At 53.4% G+C, this 19224-nt stretch carries 16 protein-coding genes and 2 pseudogenes; 6 read left to right on the top strand and 12 right to left on the bottom strand.

All coding sequences use genetic code 11. The features are described from left to right. Positions 1 to 55: 55 nt before the first annotated feature. The 3 genes from NA389_RS01700 to nhaB form a co-directional block, all read right to left on the bottom strand. Positions 56 to 397, bottom strand: coding sequence for a DUF1971 domain-containing protein (locus tag NA389_RS01700; RefSeq protein WP_000018967.1), 342 nt, complete (start codon positions 395 to 397; stop codon positions 56 to 58). A 109-nt stretch (positions 398 to 506) separates the two neighbouring features. Continuing rightward, a complete protein-coding gene (gene dsbB, locus NA389_RS01695; RefSeq protein WP_000943470.1) occupies positions 507 to 1037 on the bottom strand; it encodes a disulfide bond formation protein DsbB in 531 nt (176 codons plus the stop codon). A 141-nt stretch (positions 1038 to 1178) separates the two neighbouring features. Next, positions 1179 to 2723, bottom strand: a complete 1545-nt coding sequence (nhaB, locus tag NA389_RS01690) for a Na(+)/H(+) antiporter NhaB (protein WP_000406443.1) — start codon at positions 2721 to 2723, stop codon at positions 1179 to 1181. Positions 2724 to 2942: 219 nt separating this feature from the next. On the opposite strand from nhaB, the gene fadR reads away from it, so the two are divergent. Beyond that, positions 2943 to 3662, top strand: coding sequence for a fatty acid metabolism transcriptional regulator FadR (fadR, locus tag NA389_RS01685; RefSeq protein WP_000234826.1), 720 nt, complete (start codon positions 2943 to 2945; stop codon positions 3660 to 3662). A gap of 46 nt (positions 3663 to 3708) precedes the next feature. Here fadR and NA389_RS01680 read toward each other — a convergent pair whose 3' ends face one another. After that, complete coding sequence (locus NA389_RS01680; protein WP_000190831.1) at positions 3709 to 5241, bottom strand: SpoVR family protein; 1533 nt, start codon at positions 5239 to 5241, stop codon at positions 3709 to 3711. Between the two features lie 322 nt (positions 5242 to 5563). Between NA389_RS01680 and NA389_RS01675 the strand changes: the two genes are divergently transcribed. The 3 genes and pseudogenes from NA389_RS01675 to NA389_RS01665 all read left to right on the top strand — a co-directional run. Then, positions 5564 to 6862, top strand: coding sequence for a D-amino acid dehydrogenase (locus tag NA389_RS01675; RefSeq protein WP_001266935.1), 1299 nt, complete (start codon positions 5564 to 5566; stop codon positions 6860 to 6862). 13 nt (positions 6863 to 6875) lie between these two features. Next, complete coding sequence (gene dadX / locus NA389_RS01670; protein WP_000197909.1) at positions 6876 to 7946, top strand: catabolic alanine racemase DadX; 1071 nt, start codon at positions 6876 to 6878, stop codon at positions 7944 to 7946. Between the two features lie 32 nt (positions 7947 to 7978). After that, positions 7979 to 8071 (top strand): annotated as a pseudogene (locus tag NA389_RS01665) (hypothetical protein); the annotation flags it as partial. Here NA389_RS01665 and NA389_RS01660 read toward each other — a convergent pair. Both NA389_RS01660 and ldcA read right to left on the bottom strand, forming a co-directional pair. Beyond that, positions 8027 to 9742, bottom strand: a pseudogene (locus NA389_RS01660) (potassium/proton antiporter); the annotation flags it as partial. The pseudogenes NA389_RS01665 and NA389_RS01660 sit on opposite strands and share 45 nt — an antisense overlap. A gap of 96 nt (positions 9743 to 9838) precedes the next feature. Further along, complete coding sequence (gene ldcA / locus NA389_RS01655) at positions 9839 to 10753, bottom strand: muramoyltetrapeptide carboxypeptidase (RefSeq protein WP_000051608.1); 915 nt, start codon at positions 10751 to 10753, stop codon at positions 9839 to 9841. A gap of 170 nt (positions 10754 to 10923) precedes the next feature. Here ldcA and emtA point away from each other — a divergent pair, with 170 nt between their 5' ends. After that, positions 10924 to 11535, top strand: coding sequence for a membrane-bound lytic murein transglycosylase EmtA (gene emtA / locus NA389_RS01650; protein WP_000776967.1), 612 nt, complete (start codon positions 10924 to 10926; stop codon positions 11533 to 11535). A gap of 13 nt (positions 11536 to 11548) precedes the next feature. On the opposite strand, the gene ycgR is transcribed toward emtA, so the two are convergent. Continuing rightward, positions 11549 to 12283: a flagellar brake protein YcgR gene (gene ycgR / locus NA389_RS01645; RefSeq protein ID WP_000017411.1), complete on the bottom strand. Its 735-nt coding sequence runs from the start codon at positions 12281 to 12283 to the stop codon at positions 11549 to 11551. A 168-nt stretch (positions 12284 to 12451) separates the two neighbouring features. Between ycgR and NA389_RS01640 the strand changes: the two genes are divergently transcribed. Then, positions 12452 to 12706 (top strand): GlsB/YeaQ/YmgE family stress response membrane protein, encoded by a 255-nt coding sequence (locus tag NA389_RS01640; protein ID WP_000511320.1) that lies wholly within the window; start codon positions 12452 to 12454, stop codon positions 12704 to 12706. Between the two features lie 62 nt (positions 12707 to 12768). On the opposite strand, the gene NA389_RS01635 is transcribed toward NA389_RS01640, so the two are convergent. From NA389_RS01635 to appC, 5 genes are all read right to left on the bottom strand, one after another. After that, positions 12769 to 14481 carry an alpha,alpha-trehalase gene (locus NA389_RS01635; protein WP_000612818.1) on the bottom strand — a complete coding sequence of 571 codons (1713 nt, stop codon included), beginning with the start codon at positions 14479 to 14481 and terminating at the stop codon, positions 12769 to 12771. A gap of 213 nt (positions 14482 to 14694) precedes the next feature. Further along, the gene (locus tag NA389_RS01630) at positions 14695 to 15969 is read right to left on the bottom strand and encodes a Glu/Leu/Phe/Val family dehydrogenase (RefSeq protein ID WP_001519734.1); all 1275 of its coding nucleotides are present in this window, start codon (positions 15967 to 15969) and stop codon (positions 14695 to 14697) included. A 394-nt stretch (positions 15970 to 16363) separates the two neighbouring features. After that, positions 16364 to 16453, bottom strand: a complete 90-nt coding sequence (cbdX, locus tag NA389_RS01625) for a cytochrome bd-II oxidase subunit CbdX (RefSeq protein ID WP_000270306.1) — start codon at positions 16451 to 16453, stop codon at positions 16364 to 16366. Between the two features lie 12 nt (positions 16454 to 16465). Next, positions 16466 to 17602 (bottom strand): cytochrome d ubiquinol oxidase subunit II, encoded by a 1137-nt coding sequence (gene appB / locus NA389_RS01620; protein ID WP_000888124.1) that lies wholly within the window; start codon positions 17600 to 17602, stop codon positions 16466 to 16468. Between the two features lie 11 nt (positions 17603 to 17613). Further along, positions 17614 to 19158, bottom strand: a complete 1545-nt coding sequence (gene appC, locus NA389_RS01615) for a cytochrome bd-II oxidase subunit 1 (RefSeq protein ID WP_000263601.1) — start codon at positions 19156 to 19158, stop codon at positions 17614 to 17616. Between the last annotated feature and the right edge of the window lie 66 nt (positions 19159 to 19224).

Genomic DNA, 19224 nt, shown 5'->3' with positions numbered 1-19224 from the left:
TCAATTACCTGGCTACTGGGCGGGACGCCGCCCAGTGGTGACTGGTTTACCGATGTCAGGCTTTTTTCTGTTGATACATTTCCTCGCCCTGATGGTCTTCCTCTACCCAAAAATGAATGTTGAACCGCGCATCATCGCTCAGCTCTACCCGATGCCAGTATTGCGGCGGACTGGTGGCGAATTGCCCGGCATTAATCACCACTTTCACTTCGGGTTCTGTCGCGGTTTCATTCGCAAAGCCATAGTAGGTCACGGTGCCTTCCATCACGCAGAGTTGTCCGAAAACGCCTGCCGCTGTGTTGTGATGAGAGAGCAGTGCCGCCGGAACATTTTCTTTGGTGAAAAAGGGGGTAGAGCGTTTAACTTTCCAGTTTGCCGGGATGCGTAAGTGGGACATAAGACATCTCCCTGATGTGGTGATTAAAAGATGCATTTAATATACACCTTTTAATCGCTGGCAAACAACGCTTCGGGTAAAAAAAAACGCTCCCGAAGGAGCGTGTGTATCAACGACCGAACAGGTCGCGTTTTTTAGGCTTAAATGCCTGGGCTATGACGACGGCTATCGCCACCACAAGGTAAGCGGCAAAGATCCCCAACAGCCATTGTGGCATCTCCAGCGTTAAAAACGACCACTGGCGTTCGGCGCAATCACCGGATGCCACAAACACCTGCGGCAGCCATTTACCCAACGGCAACCAGTCTGGAAAGCGCGCCATAAAGTCACAGGTCATGAACGGCGAGGGATGCAACTGAATCATCGTATGTTCATACGCCAGTTGTAGACCCCGCCAGGCGCTGTAAATCCAGATAACCATCGCCACGTATCGCAACGGCGTTTTCGGCGCTATAGCGCCGATCAGACCCGCGCCCATCACGCCAAACAGGGCGCAACGTTCGTAAATACATAGCACGCAAGGTTTAAGTAACATGACGTGCTGGAACCACAGCGCCACCATTTCCAGCGCCAGGGCGGTAAACGCCATCAGTAACCATGCGCCCCGACCCCGTGAGCACTGGTTTAAAAATCGCAACATAATAATTTCCCTGCAACATGCGTAGAGACCGCAGTGTAAACCAATTCAATTCGTGCGCCACTAGCGGGAAATGAAATAATGTGTAATTGGATAATTATCAGGCAAAAATCGGAGCCGGGCGGTGTATTGCCCGGCCAAACGTTACGAAAGCGTTGCTAACCATCCTGCCTGAGTCATCCATTCGGTGACCGGCGCAAGAGTGAATTCGACGCACAGTAGCCCTATCAGGGTCAGTACGATAGTGTACGGTAACGCCATCCAGACCATACGGCCATAGGAGAGACGGATTAACGGCGCCAGCGCGGAGGTCAGCAGGAATAAGAATGCTGCCTGACCATTTGGTGTCGCTACCGATGGCAGGTTAGTACCGGTATTGATGGCCACAGCTAGCAGCTCAAACTGTTTTAAGCTGATTGCGCCGTTTTCCATTGCCGCCTTCGCTTCGTTGATATAAATGGTGCCGACAAAGACGTTATCTGAGATGGAAGACAACAGGCCGTTAAAGAGATAGAACAGCGTAAGCTGCGCGTGTTCAGAGGCTTGCAAGACGAACTGAATAATCGGCGCGAAAAGGTGTTGATCGATAATAACCGCCACAATGGAAAAGAAAACGGTTAACAGCGCAGTAAACGGCAGCGACTCGGTAAACGCTTTGCCGATGGCGTGTTCATCGGTGACACCCGTTAACGCGGTGGCCAGAATAATGACCGACAGACCAATCAGCCCCACCTCCGCGAGATGGAGGGCGAGGGCGGTAACCAGCCAGACGCCAATAATTGCCTGGACTATTAGTTTAATTTTATCCTGGCGGGTGCGCTTCTTACGGCTTTGATCGTCGAATTGCTGCAAGACGTCGCGGACTTTTTCGGGCAACGTTTCGCCATAGCCAAACCAGCGCATTTTCTCGACCAGCATACAGGTTAACAGTCCACATATCAGTACCGGGACGGTGACAGGCGACATCCGTAAAAAGAAGTCGCCGAAATGCCAGCCAGCCGCTTTAGCGATGATCAGGTTTTGCGGCTCCCCGACCATGGTCATGACGCCGCCCAGCGCCGTCCCCACGCCCGCATGCATCATCAGGCTACGCAAGAATCCGCGGAATTGCTCCAGCACCGTTTTGTAATGCGGATCGATATGGCTATCGTCCAGCATATCGTTCTCTTCGCCGCGCGATGAGGCCACACGATGGTAAATCCCGTAAAAACCGACGGCGACGCTGATCACCACCGCAACGACGGTAAGCGCGTCAAGAAAAGCCGACAAGAACGCGGCGGCGACGCAAAAGGCCAGCGACAGAACCATCTTCGAGCGGATACTGAGTAACAGACGGGTAAAAATAAACAGCAATAACTGCTTCATAAAGTAGATGCCTGCCACCATAAACATCAGCAGCAGCAAGACTTCCAGGTTGGCGGCAACCTCTTCACGTACATGGGCGGCGCTGGTCATGCCGATGATGACGGCTTCAATGGCCAGTAACCCGCCGGGCAGCAGGGGGTAACACTTTAACGCCATCGCCAGGGTGAAGATAAACTCTGCCACCAGCAGCCAACCGGCAACAAAGGGATTAGCTAAGAAAATGAATGGGTTAACAATTAAAAAGACAAGTAGTGCCAGTTTGTACCAGTCGGGCGACTGGCCTAAAAAGTTGCGCCACATGGCGCGACCCCATGAGATCTCCATGAAATTTTTCCTTACCTAGAAAAATGAAATAGCGTTTTTATGTTTAAACACAGAGAGTAGCGAGCGCGACGAATGCAAGCAAGTCCTTAACGATATTGGCAGGTGATATCAGAAATGGTGCCTTGATCCCCTTTTTCTTCATTGCGTCCGCTATCAGGTGTTACGCCCGTCTGGTATGATGAGTGCAACTATGTTTTGCTGTGTAATGGAAATCTCACTATGGTCATTAAGGCGCAGAGCCCGGCGGGTTTCGCGGAAGAGTATATTATTGAAAGTATCTGGAATAACCGCTTTCCTCCTGGTACTATCTTACCGGCAGAACGAGAACTCTCCGAACTGATCGGCGTGACGCGCACGACATTACGCGAGGTGTTACAGCGGTTGGCGCGAGATGGCTGGCTGACCATTCAGCATGGCAAACCGACAAAGGTTAATAATTTTTGGGAAACGTCAGGGCTGAATATCCTTGAAACGCTGGCCCGCCTTGATCATGAAAGCGTTCCGCAACTGATCGACAATTTGTTGTCGGTGCGTACCAATATTTCTACTATCTTTATTCGTACCGCGTTGCGTCAACACCCGGATAAGGCGCAGGAAGTGCTGGCCACAGCCCACGAAGTGGCCGACCATGCCGATGCATTCGCCGATCTGGACTATAACATCTTTCGTGGTCTGGCATTCGCCTCCGGCAATCCTATTTACGGCTTGATCCTGAACGGCATGAAAGGGTTATACACCCGCATTGGTCGCCACTATTTCGCCAATCCGGAAGCGCGCAGTCTGGCACTGGGTTTCTATCATAAATTATCGTCGTTATGCGAGCAGGGCGCGCACGACCAGGTGTATGAAACGGTGCGGCGTTACGGGCATGACAGCGGCGAGATTTGGCATCGGATGCAGAAAAATCTGCCCGGCGATTTAGCGATTCAGGGACGATAATCCCGCGATGCCCGGTAAGCGCAAACACTACCGGGCAGCATCTCGATTACAGCATGTTCATGCGCGGCGGACAACGCTCCAGCAGTTCTACGCTGCCATCCTCATTTTGTTGCTCCAGCATCACATCAAAGCCCCATAACCGATGCACATGTTTCAGCACCTCTTTGCGGCCTTTATCCAGCGGCGCGCGGTTATGCGGGATATAACGCAACGTTAGCGATCTGTCGCCACGTAAATCCACATTCCAGACCTGAATATTCGGCTCCAGGTTGCTCAGGTTATACTGTGACGACAGTTTTGATCGAATCTCCCGATAACCTTCTTCGTTATGAATGGCGGAGATCTCCAGATAATTATGCCTGTCATCATCAAGTACCGTGAAGAAACGGAAATCACGCATCACTTTTGGCGACAGGAACTGACTGATAAAGCTTTCATCTTTAAAATCGCGCATGGCGAAGTGCAGCGTTTCCAGCCAGTCGGAACCGGCAATATCCGGAAACCAGTATTTATCTTCATCCGTGGGCGACTGACAAATACGTTTGATATCCTGGAACATGGCAAAGCCGAGCGCATAGGGGTTAATTCCGCTATACCAGGGGCTATTATAGGGCGGCTGGAATACGACATTGGTATGGCTGTGTAAAAACTCCAGCATAAAGCGTTCCGTCACTTTGCCTTCATCATAGAGATGGTTCAAGATGGTGTAGTGCCAGAAGGTCGCCCAGCCCTCGTTCATGACCTGCGTCTGTTTCTGCGGATAAAAATACTGGCTGACTTTACGCACGATGCGCAGAATTTCGCGCTGCCACGGCTCGAGCAACGGGGCGTTTTTCTCCATAAAATAGAGCAGGTTTTCCTGCGGTTCAGCGGGAAAGCGGCGTGCTTCGGCGACAGTTTTTTCTTCCTCGCGTTTTGGCAGCGTGCGCCACAGCATATTCACCTGGCTTTGTAGATACTCTTCCCGGCTTTTTTGTCGCGCTTTTTCTTCCTGCAACGAGATTTTCTGCGGGCGCTTATAACGATCGACGCCGTAATTCATCAGCGCGTGGCAGGAGTCGAGCAGTTTTTCTACTTCATCCACTCCGTAGCGTTCTTCACAGCGGGTAATGTAATTTCGGGCGAAAATCAGGTAATCGACGATAGAGCTGGCATCCGTCCAGCTCCGGAAGAGATAATTATTTTTAAAAAAGGAGTTGTGTCCGTAACAGGCGTGCGCCATGACCAGCGCTTGCATGGTGATGGTGTTCTCTTCCATCAGGTAGGCAATGCAGGGATTAGAGTTGATCACAATTTCATAAGCCAGCCCTTGTTGACCATGCTTATACAGACGTTCCGTCTCAATGAACTTTTTGCCAAACGACCAATGCGGATAGTTGATCGGCATCCCGACGCTGGAGTAGGCGTCCATCATCTGTTCGGAAGTGATGACTTCAATTTGGTGCGGGTAAGTATCCAGTTGGTAGAGTTTCGCCACGCGGTCTATCTCTGCCAGATAGACATCCAGCAGATCAAATGTCCAGTCGGGTCCATCGCTCAAACGTGTGGTGTCCTTGTTCATGGAATCAATCGTTGCCATTCGCGCACCCTCATTGTTGGCGACGCTCTCTGTATGGAGCGCCTCCTTTCAAGCATAGAACACCATGTTAAAAAACGACTTGATCGTGAAAACTTTTCTTTGCGATTTCCTCCACTCTGAACGGCAAAAAAACGGGTATTGGCATCATTTTATGCTGTATAGCCATGCCGCGTAGCAGGAGATCCCAAACCAGTGGGATCGCTTGTCTTTAGGGTATATGTGAAGCACGTCACCATAAAAAAGTCATATGTTGAATAATATTTTCATCTGGGTTATCAAGATGTAATCAGAAGATTGTTCTTTTACTATTAACGGAGTGGCTATGCGAGTTGTCATCCTGGGGAGTGGCGTAGTTGGCGTGACCAGCGCCTGGTATTTGAGTCAGGCGGGGCATGATGTCACCGTTATCGATCGCGAATCCGGCCCGGCGCAAGAAACCAGCGCGGCGAATGCCGGACAAATTTCACCGGGATATGCGGCGCCCTGGGCGGCCCCTGGCGTACCGCTGAAGGCGATAAAATGGATGTTCCAGCGCCATGCGCCGCTGGCGGTGCGTCTGGATGGCACCCCGTTTCAACTGAAGTGGATGTGGCAAATGCTGCGTAACTGCGATACCCGGCATTATATGGAAAATAAAGGCCGCATGGTGCGTCTGGCGGAATATAGTCGCGACTGTCTGAAAACGCTACGCGCCGCGACCGGTATCGAATATGAAGGCCGCCAGGGGGGAACGCTACAACTCTTTCGCACCGCGCAACAGTATGAGAACGCCACCCGTGATATCGCCGTGCTGGAAGATGCCGGGGTGCCGTATCAGCTCCTGGAAGCCAGCCGACTGGCGGAAGTTGAACCCGCTCTGGCTGAGGTTGCGCATAAATTAACCGGCGGACTGCGCTTACCGAATGATGAAACCGGGGACTGTCAGCTCTTTACCCAGCGTCTGGCGCGCATGGCGGAGCAGGCGGGCGTAACCTTTCGCTTTAATACTCCCGTGGAAAAATTACTGTACGAAAATGATCAGATTTACGGCGTGAAATGCGCCGATGAGATCATTAAAGCAGATGCGTATGTCATGGCGTTTGGATCGTATTCGACGGCGATGCTTAAAGGCATTGTTGATATCCCGGTGTATCCGCTGAAAGGCTATTCATTAACCATCCCAATCGTCGAGCCAGACGGCGCGCCGGTATCGACGATTCTTGATGAAACCTACAAAATCGCTATTACGCGTTTTGATAAGCGTATTCGCGTGGGGGGAATGGCGGAAATCGTGGGCTTTAATACCGACTTACTGCAACCACGTCGCGAGACGCTGGAGATGGTTGTGCGCGATCTCTTTCCGCGCGGCGGTCATATTGAGCAGGCCACATTCTGGACCGGCCTGCGCCCCATGACGCCGGACGGCACGCCGGTAGTAGGACGTACCCGTTATAAAAATCTGTGGCTTAATACTGGACATGGCACGTTAGGCTGGACGATGGCCTGCGGTTCAGGCCAGTTGTTAAGCGATATCTTGTCGGGTCGTACGCCAGCGATACCCTACGACGATCTGAGCGTGGCGCGATACCGTTCCGATTTTACGCCCACCCGCCCGCAACGTTTGCATAGCGCGCATAACTGATAAAGGAAGTGAAATGACCCGCCCTATACAGGCCAGCCTTGATTTACAGGTAATGAAACAAAATTTGGCTATTGTGCGCCGGGCGGCCCCAGAGGCGCGCGTCTGGTCGGTAGTGAAAGCCAACGCCTACGGCCACGGTATTGAACGCGTCTGGAGCGCGCTGGGCGCCACAGATGGTTTCGCTATGCTCAACCTTGAAGAGGCGATTACCCTGCGTGAGCGCGGGTGGAAAGGGCCGATATTGATGCTGGAGGGGTTTTTCCATGCGCAAGACCTGGAGGCGTATGACACTTATCGGCTGACCACCTGCATCCACAGTAACTGGCAGTTGAAAGCGCTGCAAAATGCGCGGCTTAACGCGCCGCTGGATATCTATGTCAAAGTCAACAGCGGCATGAACCGACTCGGTTTTCAGCCTGAGCGGGCGCAGACCGTCTGGCAGCAATTGCGGGCAATGCGCAATGTCGGTGAAATGACCCTGATGTCACATTTTGCTCAGGCCGATCATCCGGAAGGTATCGGGGAGGCGATGAGACGAATTGCGCTGGCGACGGAAGGCCTTCAATGTTCATACTCGTTATCAAATTCGGCAGCGACGCTGTGGCATCCCCAGGCGCATTATGACTGGGTCAGGCCGGGCATTATTTTGTACGGCGCGTCGCCGTCAGGACAGTGGCGGGATATTGCCGATACCGGGCTAAAACCCGTGATGACGCTGAGTAGCGAAATTATTGGCGTGCAGACGCTGAGCGCGGGTGAAAGGGTAGGCTATGGCGGAGGGTATTCTGTGACTCAGGAACAACGCATTGGCATCGTCGCGGCGGGTTATGCCGATGGCTATCCACGCCATGCGCCGACCGGGACGCCCGTGCTGGTGGACGGTATCCGTACCAGAACAGTAGGCACCGTTTCAATGGATATGCTGGCGGTGGATTTGACGCCGTGTCCGCAGGCGGGAATCGGCACGCCGGTTGAATTATGGGGCAAAGAAATTAAGGTCGATGATGTCGCCTCTGCGGCAGGCACGCTGGGCTATGAGCTACTGTGCGCCGTAGCGCCGCGCGTGCCGTTTGTGACAACGTAACCTAATTCAGGCTAAGGCGTCGACCGGTCCACTTGGGGGCGGGTCGACGTTGTCCGGCGACCTTATTCTGCTTCGTCTTCGGCGACGCGTACCCCAATCTTGCGTACCACGTTATCTTCTTTTTCAGCTACCGTCCAAATCATGCCGCCAAACTCCACCTGATCGCCGACGACCGGCGCAGCGCCCAGCAGTTGCTGTATGATTTCACCCAGGGTTTGTTGTTTATCCCGGTATTCCGTTCCTTCTTCCAGCCCGTAGATAAGCGCCACGTCGGCGAATTTCGCATTCGCTTCGAGGATAAAATCGCCAAAGAAACGCTGATCTAACGAAACCGGCGGCGACTGGCTAAACAATTTGCCCAGCGCTGGCAGATCGCGCTCCCGGCCAATCACGCAGAGTACGTCGCCTTCCTGCAGGCGAGTGCTACCCGTGGGGTGAAACAGTTCATTATTGCGAAATAGCGCGGCAATGCGGGTTTCGTTCGGCATATGCAGGTCGCGCAACGCCGCGCCGACGCACCATTTGTCGGCGCTCAACTGATAGATGAATTGTTCCCACGGATTATCAGGATGGATGTCAAGCCCCACGCGCGATACTGGCCAGCCAACCGGAGGCACGACCACTTTGGCTCTTTTCGCCGCCCATGACAGCGATGTTCCCTGCAGGAGCAGCGACACCAGTACCACAAAGAAAGCGACATTAAAGAACAGGCGAGCGTTTTCAAGCCCGGCCATCATCGGGAAAACGGCGAGAATAATCGGCACCGCGCCGCGCAGTCCGACCCAACTGATGAAAATGCGCTCCCGAAGATTGAAGCCGCGAAATGGCAGCAGGCCGGTGAACACCGACAGTGGGCGGGCGAAGAAAATCATCCAGATGGAGAGAATAAGCGCAGGGACGGCAATCGGCCACAGATCGGAAGGCGTCACCAGCAGCCCCAGGACCAGGAACATGGCGATCTGCGCCAGCCAGGCCAGTCCGTCAAAGTTTTGCAGGATGCCGTAACGGTTGCGAATCGGGCGGTTTCCTAACAGGAATCCGCACAGATAGACCGCGAGAATACCGCTGCCTTCAAGCGCGGTCGTCAAAGCAAAAATCAGAATACCGCCGCTGAGCGCCAACATCGGATACAGGCCGCTGGGCAGAGAAATACGGTTGATCATCTGCTGTAGCAGGTAACCGCCGCCAAGGCCAAAAACAATACCGAGACCGAACTGCTGGATAATATGGACGGCAAACATCCAGTCCAGGCCGGTTTCATGTTTCTGGATCATCTCAATTAATGTAATGGTCAGAAAAACGGCCATCGGGTCGTTACTTCCCGATTCGATCTCCAGCGTGGAGCCTACACGTTCGTTTAGCCCTTTGCCGCCAAGCAGAGAAAAGACCGCTGCGGCGTCAGTGGAACCGACTATCGCGCCAATGAGCAGACCTTCAATAAGATCCAGATGAAACAGCCAGGCGGCCATCATACCTGTTAACCCCGACGTGATCAGTACGCCGAGCGTCGCCAGCGACAGCGCGGGGCCCAGCGCTACCCGGAAAGAGCTGGCCTGGGTGCGCATGCCGCCATCGAGTAAAATAATCGCCAGCGCCAGGTTACTGACCATATAAGCGAAAGGATAATTATCGAAAGGAATACCGCCAATGCCATCCACACCCGCTAACATCCCAATGGCGAGGAAAATGACCAGAATCGGGATGCCCAGTCGCGATGAGAATGAACTTAACAGGATACTGCTGGTTACAAGGATGGAACCTAAAATAAATAGACTAATAATTGTTGCAGCATCCAACGTTTTATATCTCCTGACTCACACGACTTCGTATTATTTAACATTAACATAATAACGGCCAGGGCAGCGTTTTACTTAGCCTGTCGGGGACTTTTTTTACAATTGCAGCGTAGGATGACCAGATAAAGTGAGTTGAGTCCCCTGGCGCGTATTTTTAAGCGTCGCGTTTGCCCCGATAGGGAGCGTCACCGTACGCTGTTCATGCCCGAAGTCGAGACCGGTAATCAGCGGAACGGACAGACGGGAACGTAAAAACGCGTAGACGCTCTCCAGAGAATAGCCAGCGTCATACTCGTTGGGCGCCGCGCCGCTAAAGCTGCCGAGAACGATGGCGCTCTGACGGTTTAAAATTCCGGCGTACTCCAGTTGCAAAAGCATACGCTCCACCCGGAAAGGATGCTCATTGACATCTTCCAGCACTAAAATTCCTTTATCGATAGTCGGCATCCAGGGCGTATCGATAAGGGAAATCAACATCGCCAGATTTCCGCCCCATAAGGTGCCCTGTGCGTCGCACTGAGGGCCATCGCCTTGCCACTCTACGGTAAATTGCGCCTTGCGTAGCGCCAGCCAGAAATGTTGCTCGGTGAACGTATTCAGCGTTTCGGCGCCAAAATTTGCCGCCAGCATAGGACCGCTAAAGGTGATGACATTGGCCTGCGCCAGGAGTCCAGCCTGAATCGCCGTAAAATCGCTATGACCGCAAATCAGTAAGGGATCGCGCTGTTGCCGGGAGGCGAGCGCCTGCCAGTCGATACGATCCAGCAAGCGGCTGGCGCCATAGCCGCCGCGAACCGGCATGACGATCGTATCCGGCGAAGTTAGCGAGGCCAGCGAATTAACATCGGCCAGCCGTTCCGCGTCCGTACCGGCAAAACGCTGATAGCGGCGACGAATCACCTCGTCATTCTCCACCTGATGGCCCGCGTCAGTCAGGCGCTGAACGCCGCGTAACGCGGCCTGTTGGTTAATACAGTAGCCCGAGGGGGCGATTAAATGAAACAGAGACATGGTAATTCCTTGCTGACAATAGAATGCAAATGTATATCATGCCGCATATATTAGGCGATGTCCCTCGTTGTGCGACGTTTCTGGATGCGCACCAGGGAGGCAACCTAAGTACCTGGCCGGGGCGGTATGACCTCTTCGGCAGATAAGTTACGGCTATAAGGATAGATGACGTGAAATTAAGATGGTTTGCTTTTTTGGCAGTAATACTCGCTGGCTGTAGCTCAAAACAGGATTACAGGAATCCGCCGTGGAATGCCGAAGTGCCTGTAAAGCGTGCGATGCAGTGGATGCCCATCAGTGAAAAAGCCGGGGCGGCATGGGGGGTTGATCCGCATTTAATCACCGCGATTATCGCCATTGAATCCGGCGGCAACCCTAACGCGGTCAGTAAGTCCAATGCGATTGGCCTGATGCAGTTAAAGGCGTCGACCTCCGGGCGCGACGTTTACCGTCGCATGGGCTGGCGTGGCGAACCGACCACCAGCGAGCTGAAAAACCCTGAGCGTAACATCTCAATGGGCGCGGCGTATCTGAGCATTCTGGAAAATGGGCCGCTGGCCGGCATCAAAGATCCGCAGGTGATGCAATATGCGCTGGTCGTCTCTTATGCTAACGGCGCAGGCGCGTTATTGCGTACTTTTTCATCCGACAGGAAGAAGGCGATAGAAAAAATTAACGATCTGGATGCGGACGAGTTTTTTGAACATGTTGTTGATAATCATCCCGCGCCGCAGGCGCCGCGCTATATCTGGAAGCTTCAGCAGGCGCTGGACGCCATGTAGTTTAGCATGAAGATTATTCTCGCACTTTATTCGCTCTTTCTCGGGCCTCGCGCTCAAGCGAAAAAATAATCCGCTGCAACTCCCGCTCCACCGCCGGGCTAACGTTAAGGAAACGAAAGCTCAGGCGGGGAGTGGTGATCGTTTCATTTTTCCCATCAATCACCTTACGCTCGCTGATGGCGATAAGCTGGGCGTCAACGTGAAAAATCCCCCATTGCCCCATGTTCAGTTCAACCTGCGAAAAGCGCGCGCCTTCTGTTAGCCCGTCGGGGATGGCGGATTCCAGTAGCGCGCCCATGCCGCCCAGGGAAAGATCAAACAGGCGAAAACGTAACGTATGGGTGTCCGGTAGCGTGGTGACGCCGTAATAAGGCGGATACAGCGGCGCGCCAATGCGAAAATACTCCCGGCGCTGGACAAACCACAGTGACGACGGCAGGGGCGTGATAAAGGCCGGCAGCCGCTGATATTCACCTGTAACGAGTTGCGGCAACGTGAACTCGACTTTTGCGCCCTGCGTTTCTGCGATAATGGCTACCTGCCCGGCACGTAATACGGCGCTATTTTCATATTCCTGGCTGCCGTAATCTACGATGAGTTTTTCCGGGTCTACCGCCAAAATTTTACTGATGAATTGACCATGCGCCCATGAAATACGCAGTGGAACCTGATTTTTATTTAAATCCCGTAGCACGCCTAATATCGCTAATGGATTTTTTTTCAGGAACTGCTCATTGTAACCACTCACACGAAATAACCCCTGATACGCAGACTATCGTTGGGTTATCGGCATCGGTAGAAAGAACTTAATAGCGATAAATAAATTTTTATGTCCGCGAGATAAATCAGTGTTCAGAAATGCGACGCTCGACTTTGCCTATACTTAAAACGTTTTTACTGGAAAGAGGGTTTGCAAATGGGAATTATCGCCTGGATTATTTTTGGTTTGATTGCCGGCGTTATCGCCAAATTGCTTATGCCGGGGCGCGATGGCGGGGGATTTATCCTGACCTGTATTCTCGGTATCGTCGGGGCGGTCGTTGGCGGATGGCTGGCGACGATGTTTGGTATTGGCGGCAGTATCAGCGGCTTTAATCTGCACAGTTTCCTGGTCGCCGTGGTGGGCGCGATCGTGGTGCTGGTGATTTTCCGCCTTCTGCGACGCGGCTAACCGCTGCAAAACGTTTAAGCGTTGACCCGGTCAGCACCGGGTCAACCTACTATAAACACGCGTTACTGCGTCGCTGCAGACGGCGTTTTTGTCGGCGTTGCGCTTAACGATGCCGGACGAGTAGACGGTACGCTATCACACGGTTTTTCCTGCGGACAAATCAGATCGAGCATTTTCAGCGTCACGCCGTTGGTCCAGCCAAAGCCGTCCTGAAGGGGATATTCGCCGCCGCCACCGCCGGTTCCGGTACTGCTGACATCATATTTTTCGACCAGTTTTTTCTCGCGATCGTAGGTGTGCTGCACATTGGTTAAAAAGCGCCAGGTGACTTCCATTGCCACGTCATCCTGCCCATAATTTTGCAATCCTTCGGCAGCGACCCATTGTAACGGCGCCCAGCCGTTTGGCGCATCCCACTGCTGTCCGCTTTTAACCGAGGTGGTAGCCAGCCCGCCAGGCTGTAGCAGATGCGCCTGGGCCGCCGCCGCCACTTTCGCGGCGCGATCTTTCGCGGCGGCGTTTACATAGAGCGGGAACAGCGCGGCAGCGGTGAGTTGGTTGCGGATTTTATTGTTCTGCAGATCGTAGTCGGCATACCAACCCTCTTTGTTATTCCACAGATGCATTTCAATGGCTTTTTGCCGCGCGTTGGCCAGCGCGTCATATTGCGAGGCTTTGGCCCGATCGCCCGCCGCAGCGCTGGCGCGGGCGAGGGTCTTCTCCAGCTGATACAGCAGAGCGTTAAGATCGACAGGGACAATCGTGGTGGTGCGAATGGTACTGAGCTGCTGCGGATTATCCATCCAGCGGGAGCTGAAATCCCAGCCAGAGGCGGCGGCAGAGCGGAGGTCTCGATAGATCTCCGTTGCCGGGCGGTTGGGGTTGCTTTTGGCGGTAGCGATATCTTCAACCCAGGATTCAGGGCGGGGCGTATCCCGATCGTCCCAGTAGCGGTTGAGAACGCTGCCGTCCTCCAGTTTGACGACGCGTTGGTTTTGTTGCCCTGGCTGCAATGTCTCAACGCCCTCCATCCAGTAGGCGTACTCTTTTTGCAGTTGCGGCAGGTATTCTTTCAGCGCATCGTCACCTTCATGTTCCGCCAGTAACTCAACCATAAACGCAAAGAAAGGCGGCTGCGAACGACTCAGGTAGTAGGTACGGTTGCCGTTGGGAATATGCCCCCAGGCGTCAATTTCGTAACCAAAGTTCGCCACCATATCCGCCACCTTATCCCAGTGCCCGCTTTCCGCCAGCCCCAGCATCGTAAAGTAGCTGTCCCAGTAGTAAATCTCTCTGAATCGCCCACCCGGCACGACATAGGATTCAGGCAACGGCAAGAGCGAGTCCCACTTTTCGACGTTTTTAGTTGAACGGGTCAGCACCGGCCACAGGCCATCAATATGTTCACGCAATGACTGCCCGGCAGGCGGGACATATTTTTCACCCGCTTTCGGCAGGGTGAAGTTAACATCAACAAAATGACGCAAATCGAAGCCGGACTGGTTCCGCTGCATACGATAATCCGCAAGAATCATGAGCGGATCGCTATTAGGTATGGCGTCAGCAAAGGTTTTCTGATCGGGGAAGAGTTTTGCATTCTGGACATCATTAAAGAGCGGGCCAAGCAAAATATCCGGCGGCTGCGGAGTTTCAGTGTCGGAAGACGGGTCTGCGGCAGTCGCCGAAAACGATGCAAACGTCAGCAGCGTCCCTGCCAGCGCCAGTTTTATGGCTTTCTGCAGTAGAACAGAACGGCGAATCTCTGGGGGTATCATCAAGTTATCTCCTTAGCGGTGAGCCAAAGCCAACGGCATTTACCATGACAAAACCTTAGTCTACGATGACCAGATACGCGTGATTGAACCGCTATTTTGCGAACAAACAGACATTTTATTGAGACAGAATTTATCGGCGCGCGCGTGGAAAACGGGGTATACAGACAAAAAATCCACGCCGGGACGTGGATTTTAGCGCAATGATTTGTCGCCTTAACCTGGATAGATACCGCGATCTTTACGGGCCAGCAGAATGCGCTCACAGGCGACAATATAGGCTGCGGTGCGCAGAGAACAGGATTTCTCAGTCGCTTTCTCCCAGACATGGACGATAGCGTCGGTCATGATTTTGTCCATGCGCGCGTTGATCTCTTCTTCGCTCCAGAAGAAGCTGGCCATATCTTGTACCCATTCGAAGTAGCTGACGGTTACGCCGCCTGCGTTACAGACCACGTCAGGCACCACAAGGATACCACGGCTGGCCAGAACATCATCAGCATCCGGATAGGTCGGGCCGTTAGCCCCTTCCAGCACCAGCTTACACGTCAGGGCTTCCGCGCGCTGACGAGTTATCTGGCCTTCAAGCGCCGCCGGGATCAGAATATCCATCTCCAGACGCCAGAACGCATCGCTGGCGATAGTTTCCGCGCCCGGGAAACCGGCTATCTGTTTGTGTTCTGTCTGCCATGCCGTGAGCGCCTTCATGTCAATACCGGTGGCGTTAAACAGCGTTGCGGTATGATCCTGAATCGCCACGACACGGGCGCCAGCGCCTGCAAACAGACGCGCGGCTTCGCTGCCGACGTTACCAAAACCCTGAACCGCAACGCGAGCGCCTTCAACGGCGATATTCGCCCGACGCGCGGCTTCCAGCCCGCTGACGAAAACGCCGCGCCCCGTCGCTTTTTCACGGCCCAGCGAACCGCCAAGATGGATAGGCTTACCGGTGACGACGCCAGTGACCGTCGTGCCATGATTCATGGAATACGTATCCATCATCCAGGCCATCACTTTACCGTTGGTGCCGACATCCGGCGCAGGAATATCTTTCTGCGGCCCGATGATAATGCCGATCTCGCTGGTATAGCGGCGGGTCAAACGCTCCAGTTCACCTTCCGACAGCGAGAACGGATCGACGCGGATGCCGCCTTTGGCGCCGCCGTACGGCAGATTCAGCGCGGCACATTTGATGGTCATCCATGCTGACAGGGCCATCACTTCATTGAGATCAACGTCAGGATGGTAGCGAACACCGCCTTTACCCGGACCTCGGGAGAGGTTGTGCTGCACGCGATATCCTTCGAAATGACGAATAGTGCCATCATCCATTTGTACCGGAATATCGACGATCAGAGCGCGTTTTGGGTGGCGCAGAGTATCCACCCAGGGGGATAACTCGCCCAGATAAGGGGCCACACGCTCGATTTGTTGCAGGTAGGTATTCCAGGCAGATGTGCTGCTATCTGAAGCGTAAGATAACTTATCCATGATAAACCTTAGTGATAAAAGTAATATGTTCTTTAATTGACCGTGGTACATAGTAGATCACACCATGTAGCGATAAATTTAACACTTTTTTAAACAATTAACTCAGATCAAAAATGGCAGGCAGTTGGATTTTCGTTATGATTTTGGATGGGAAGTGGTTAACTATCCTATATAAGAGGTGATATATCGCTAATTATGCAATTAATTGCTTAAATATGCGTAATATGTGCAAGGCGGCTATTTGTCATAATTATGACGCACCTCTAAAAGTAAACATTATGATAACGACATGTATCAATGTTATGTCGTCCTGTCGGCGGGGAAACGTCTTCACCAGGCGCGTAAAAAGATAAAAATAACCGGAGTCAGACGGCGCTGACCCCGGTTTACCTCTTTATTGTTGACGCGACTCAAGCCATACCAACACCAGTGTCGACAGTGAGCACATCAGCAGAATGCCGACAAACCACAGTAAATACCACATCGCTTCCGCTCCCTAATAAAGTTCATGATCGTTGCGGCGGAGGGTCTCCAGGTTGATACGCCCCAACATTTTGTAATAGCTCCACAGCGTATAGAGCAGTACGATCGGCAGAAAAATCAGCACAATCACCAGCATGATTTCGAGCGTCATCTGGCTGGAGGTGCTGTCCCACACCGTCAGGCTGGAGAGAGGACTAACACTCGACGGCATCACAAAAGGAAATAGCGTTATGCCGGCGGTAAAGATGACGCAGGCCTGGGTCAGGGAAGCGAACAGAAATCCACGAATAGTCTGACCGCGAAGGCAGGCATAGAAAGCCAGAATCGGCAGGATCATACCGAGCAACGGGATGATGAGCAGTAGCGGCGAGCGTATAAAGTGGTTCATCCATGCGCCAGGGAGTATCGCCACGCCTTTTAAGAGCGGATTGGAAGGGCCGTTGGCATCTTGCGTGAGTAAGACAAAGCCATCAACGCCGGCCCACAGCCAGTAACCGGCCAGCAGGAAGCAGATCACGATCAGCAGCGCGCTGTGGCGGGTGGCCGACAGAGCCCGTTGACGAATAACGCCCTCCGTTTTCAACTGTAACCAGACGCCTCCTTGCATAATCACCAACGACAGACTCAATAATCCACACAGTAGGGCAAAGGGCGAGAGTAACTGCCAGAAGGTGCCAAAATAGTCAACATGAAGCTGCGGCGTGAAGGCAAACGGCACGCCTAAAAACAGGTTGCCGAACGCGATACCGAATACGACTGGGGGAACCAGGCTGCCAATAACCAGACCGGTATCCCACAGCGCGCGCCAGCGGGCATTGGCGATTTTTCCCCGATAATCAAAGGCCAGCGGGCGAAAGAAGAGGGCACACAGCACCAGGATCATCGCCACATAAAAACCGGAAAACGCGGCGGCATAGACCCGTGGCCAGGCGGCGAATAATGCCCCGCCCGCGAGAATCAACCATACCTGGTTTCCTTCCCAGTGGGCGCCGACGCTATTGATCAACACCCGGCGTTCGTCATTGTTGCGCGCTATCAGCGGGAGCAGGCAACCGACACCCATATCAAACCCGTCAGTTACCATAAATGCCACCAGGATAACGCCGATCAGCAGCCACCAAATGAACCGCAACGTTTCATAATCCAACATGATTGTCTCCTTTATCCCTGTTGTTGCGCTTGTTGTTGATGTTGCATGGCGCTTGGCCCAAGACGCGCGTACTTCTGCATCAGATAGACTTCCGCGATTAAAAACAGGGTGTAAAGTCCGAGGATAAGTCCCATTGAGAAGGCCAACTGGCCCGGCGTCAGCGCGGAGTGAGCGTACCAGGTCGGCAGAATGTCCTGAATCGCCCAGGGCTGACGGCCAAACTCCGTCATAAACCAACCGGCTTCAATGGCAATCCACGGTAACGGCAGGCTCCAGAGCGTCATACGCAATACCCAGCGATGCTGGTCGATACGCATTCGCAGCGTCTGTATCAACGCAATCAACATCACCACTAACAGCAGCGAACCGCAGCCGACCATAATACGGAAACTCCAGAACACCGGCGCCACCTGAGGAATAGCGCCACGCTGGGCCGCACGATACTGCTCCGGCGTCACATGGTTCATATCCGGGGCATATTTCGCCAGCAGAATGCCGTACCCCAGATCGCCCTCAACGGCGTGAAACGCATTCAGTACCTGCGGCGAGCGATTGCCTTGCGCTATCTCCTGCATGAGTAGCCAGGCCTCCCGGCCACGCTTCAGGCGCGGCAGAGTGTCGTCCATCAGGTTTTTTAACCCCGGAACCGGCGTATCCAGCGAATGGGTGGCCAGAATACCCAGCAGAGCGGGGATCTTCACGGCAAACGCATTACGCTCCTGTTCCTGCTGCGGCCAGGCAATCAGATGAAACGGCGCGGGCGCGGGTTCGGTTTGCCATTCGCCTTCCATCGCCGCCAGTTTCACCGGCTGAATTTGGGCGACCTCGTAGGCCGAACTGTCCCCCAGTTGCAGGGTTCCCAGAATGGCCAGGGTGCCGAATACTGAGCCGATAGCAAACGAGCGCAAGGCCACTTCACGCTCGCGGCCACGTAGCAGATACCAGGCGCTGATGGACATAATAAACATGGCGCCGGTGACATAACCGGACATGACGGTATGGACGAATTTCACCTGGCTCACCGGGTTAAAGACCAGATCGCTGAAGCTGCTCATTTCCATCCGTAACGTATCGATGTTGAAATGAGCGCCGGTAGGATGCTGCATCCAGCCATTGGCATTCAGAATCCATAATGCTGAAATATTGGAGCCGAAGGCCACCAGCCAGGTGACCAGCAGGTGTTGGTATTTATTCAGCCGCTGCCAGCCGAAAAAGAACAGGCCGACAAAAGTGGATTCGAGAAAGAAGGCCAGTAACGCTTCCATCGCCAGCGGCGCGCCGAAAATATCGCCCACATAGTTGGAATAGAGCGACCAGTTAGTCCCGAACTGAAACTCCATGGTCAGGCCGGTAGCCACACCGAGAGCAAAATTGATCCCGAAGAGCTTGCCCCAGAAACGCGTCATATCGCGGTAGACGGTTTTCCCCGTCACCACATAGATCGTCTCCATGACGGCCAGCAAAAAAATCAGCCCAAGCGTAAGAGGAACAAATAAAAAGTGATACAGCGCGGTCAGCGCAAACTGCCAGCGCGATAAGTCAATGACATCCCACATGCTAACTCCTGTAGGCAGAAAGAGAGTAAAAAGCTAATCAGTACCGGACACCGGTGACGTTCCTGT

Source organism: Salmonella sp. NW645, from assembly GCF_051703725.1.
Lineage (GTDB): Bacteria > Pseudomonadota > Gammaproteobacteria > Enterobacterales > Enterobacteriaceae > Salmonella > Salmonella enterica.
The sequence above is the reverse complement of the archived record's forward strand: the minus strand, read 5'-3'. Positions and strand labels throughout refer to the sequence as shown.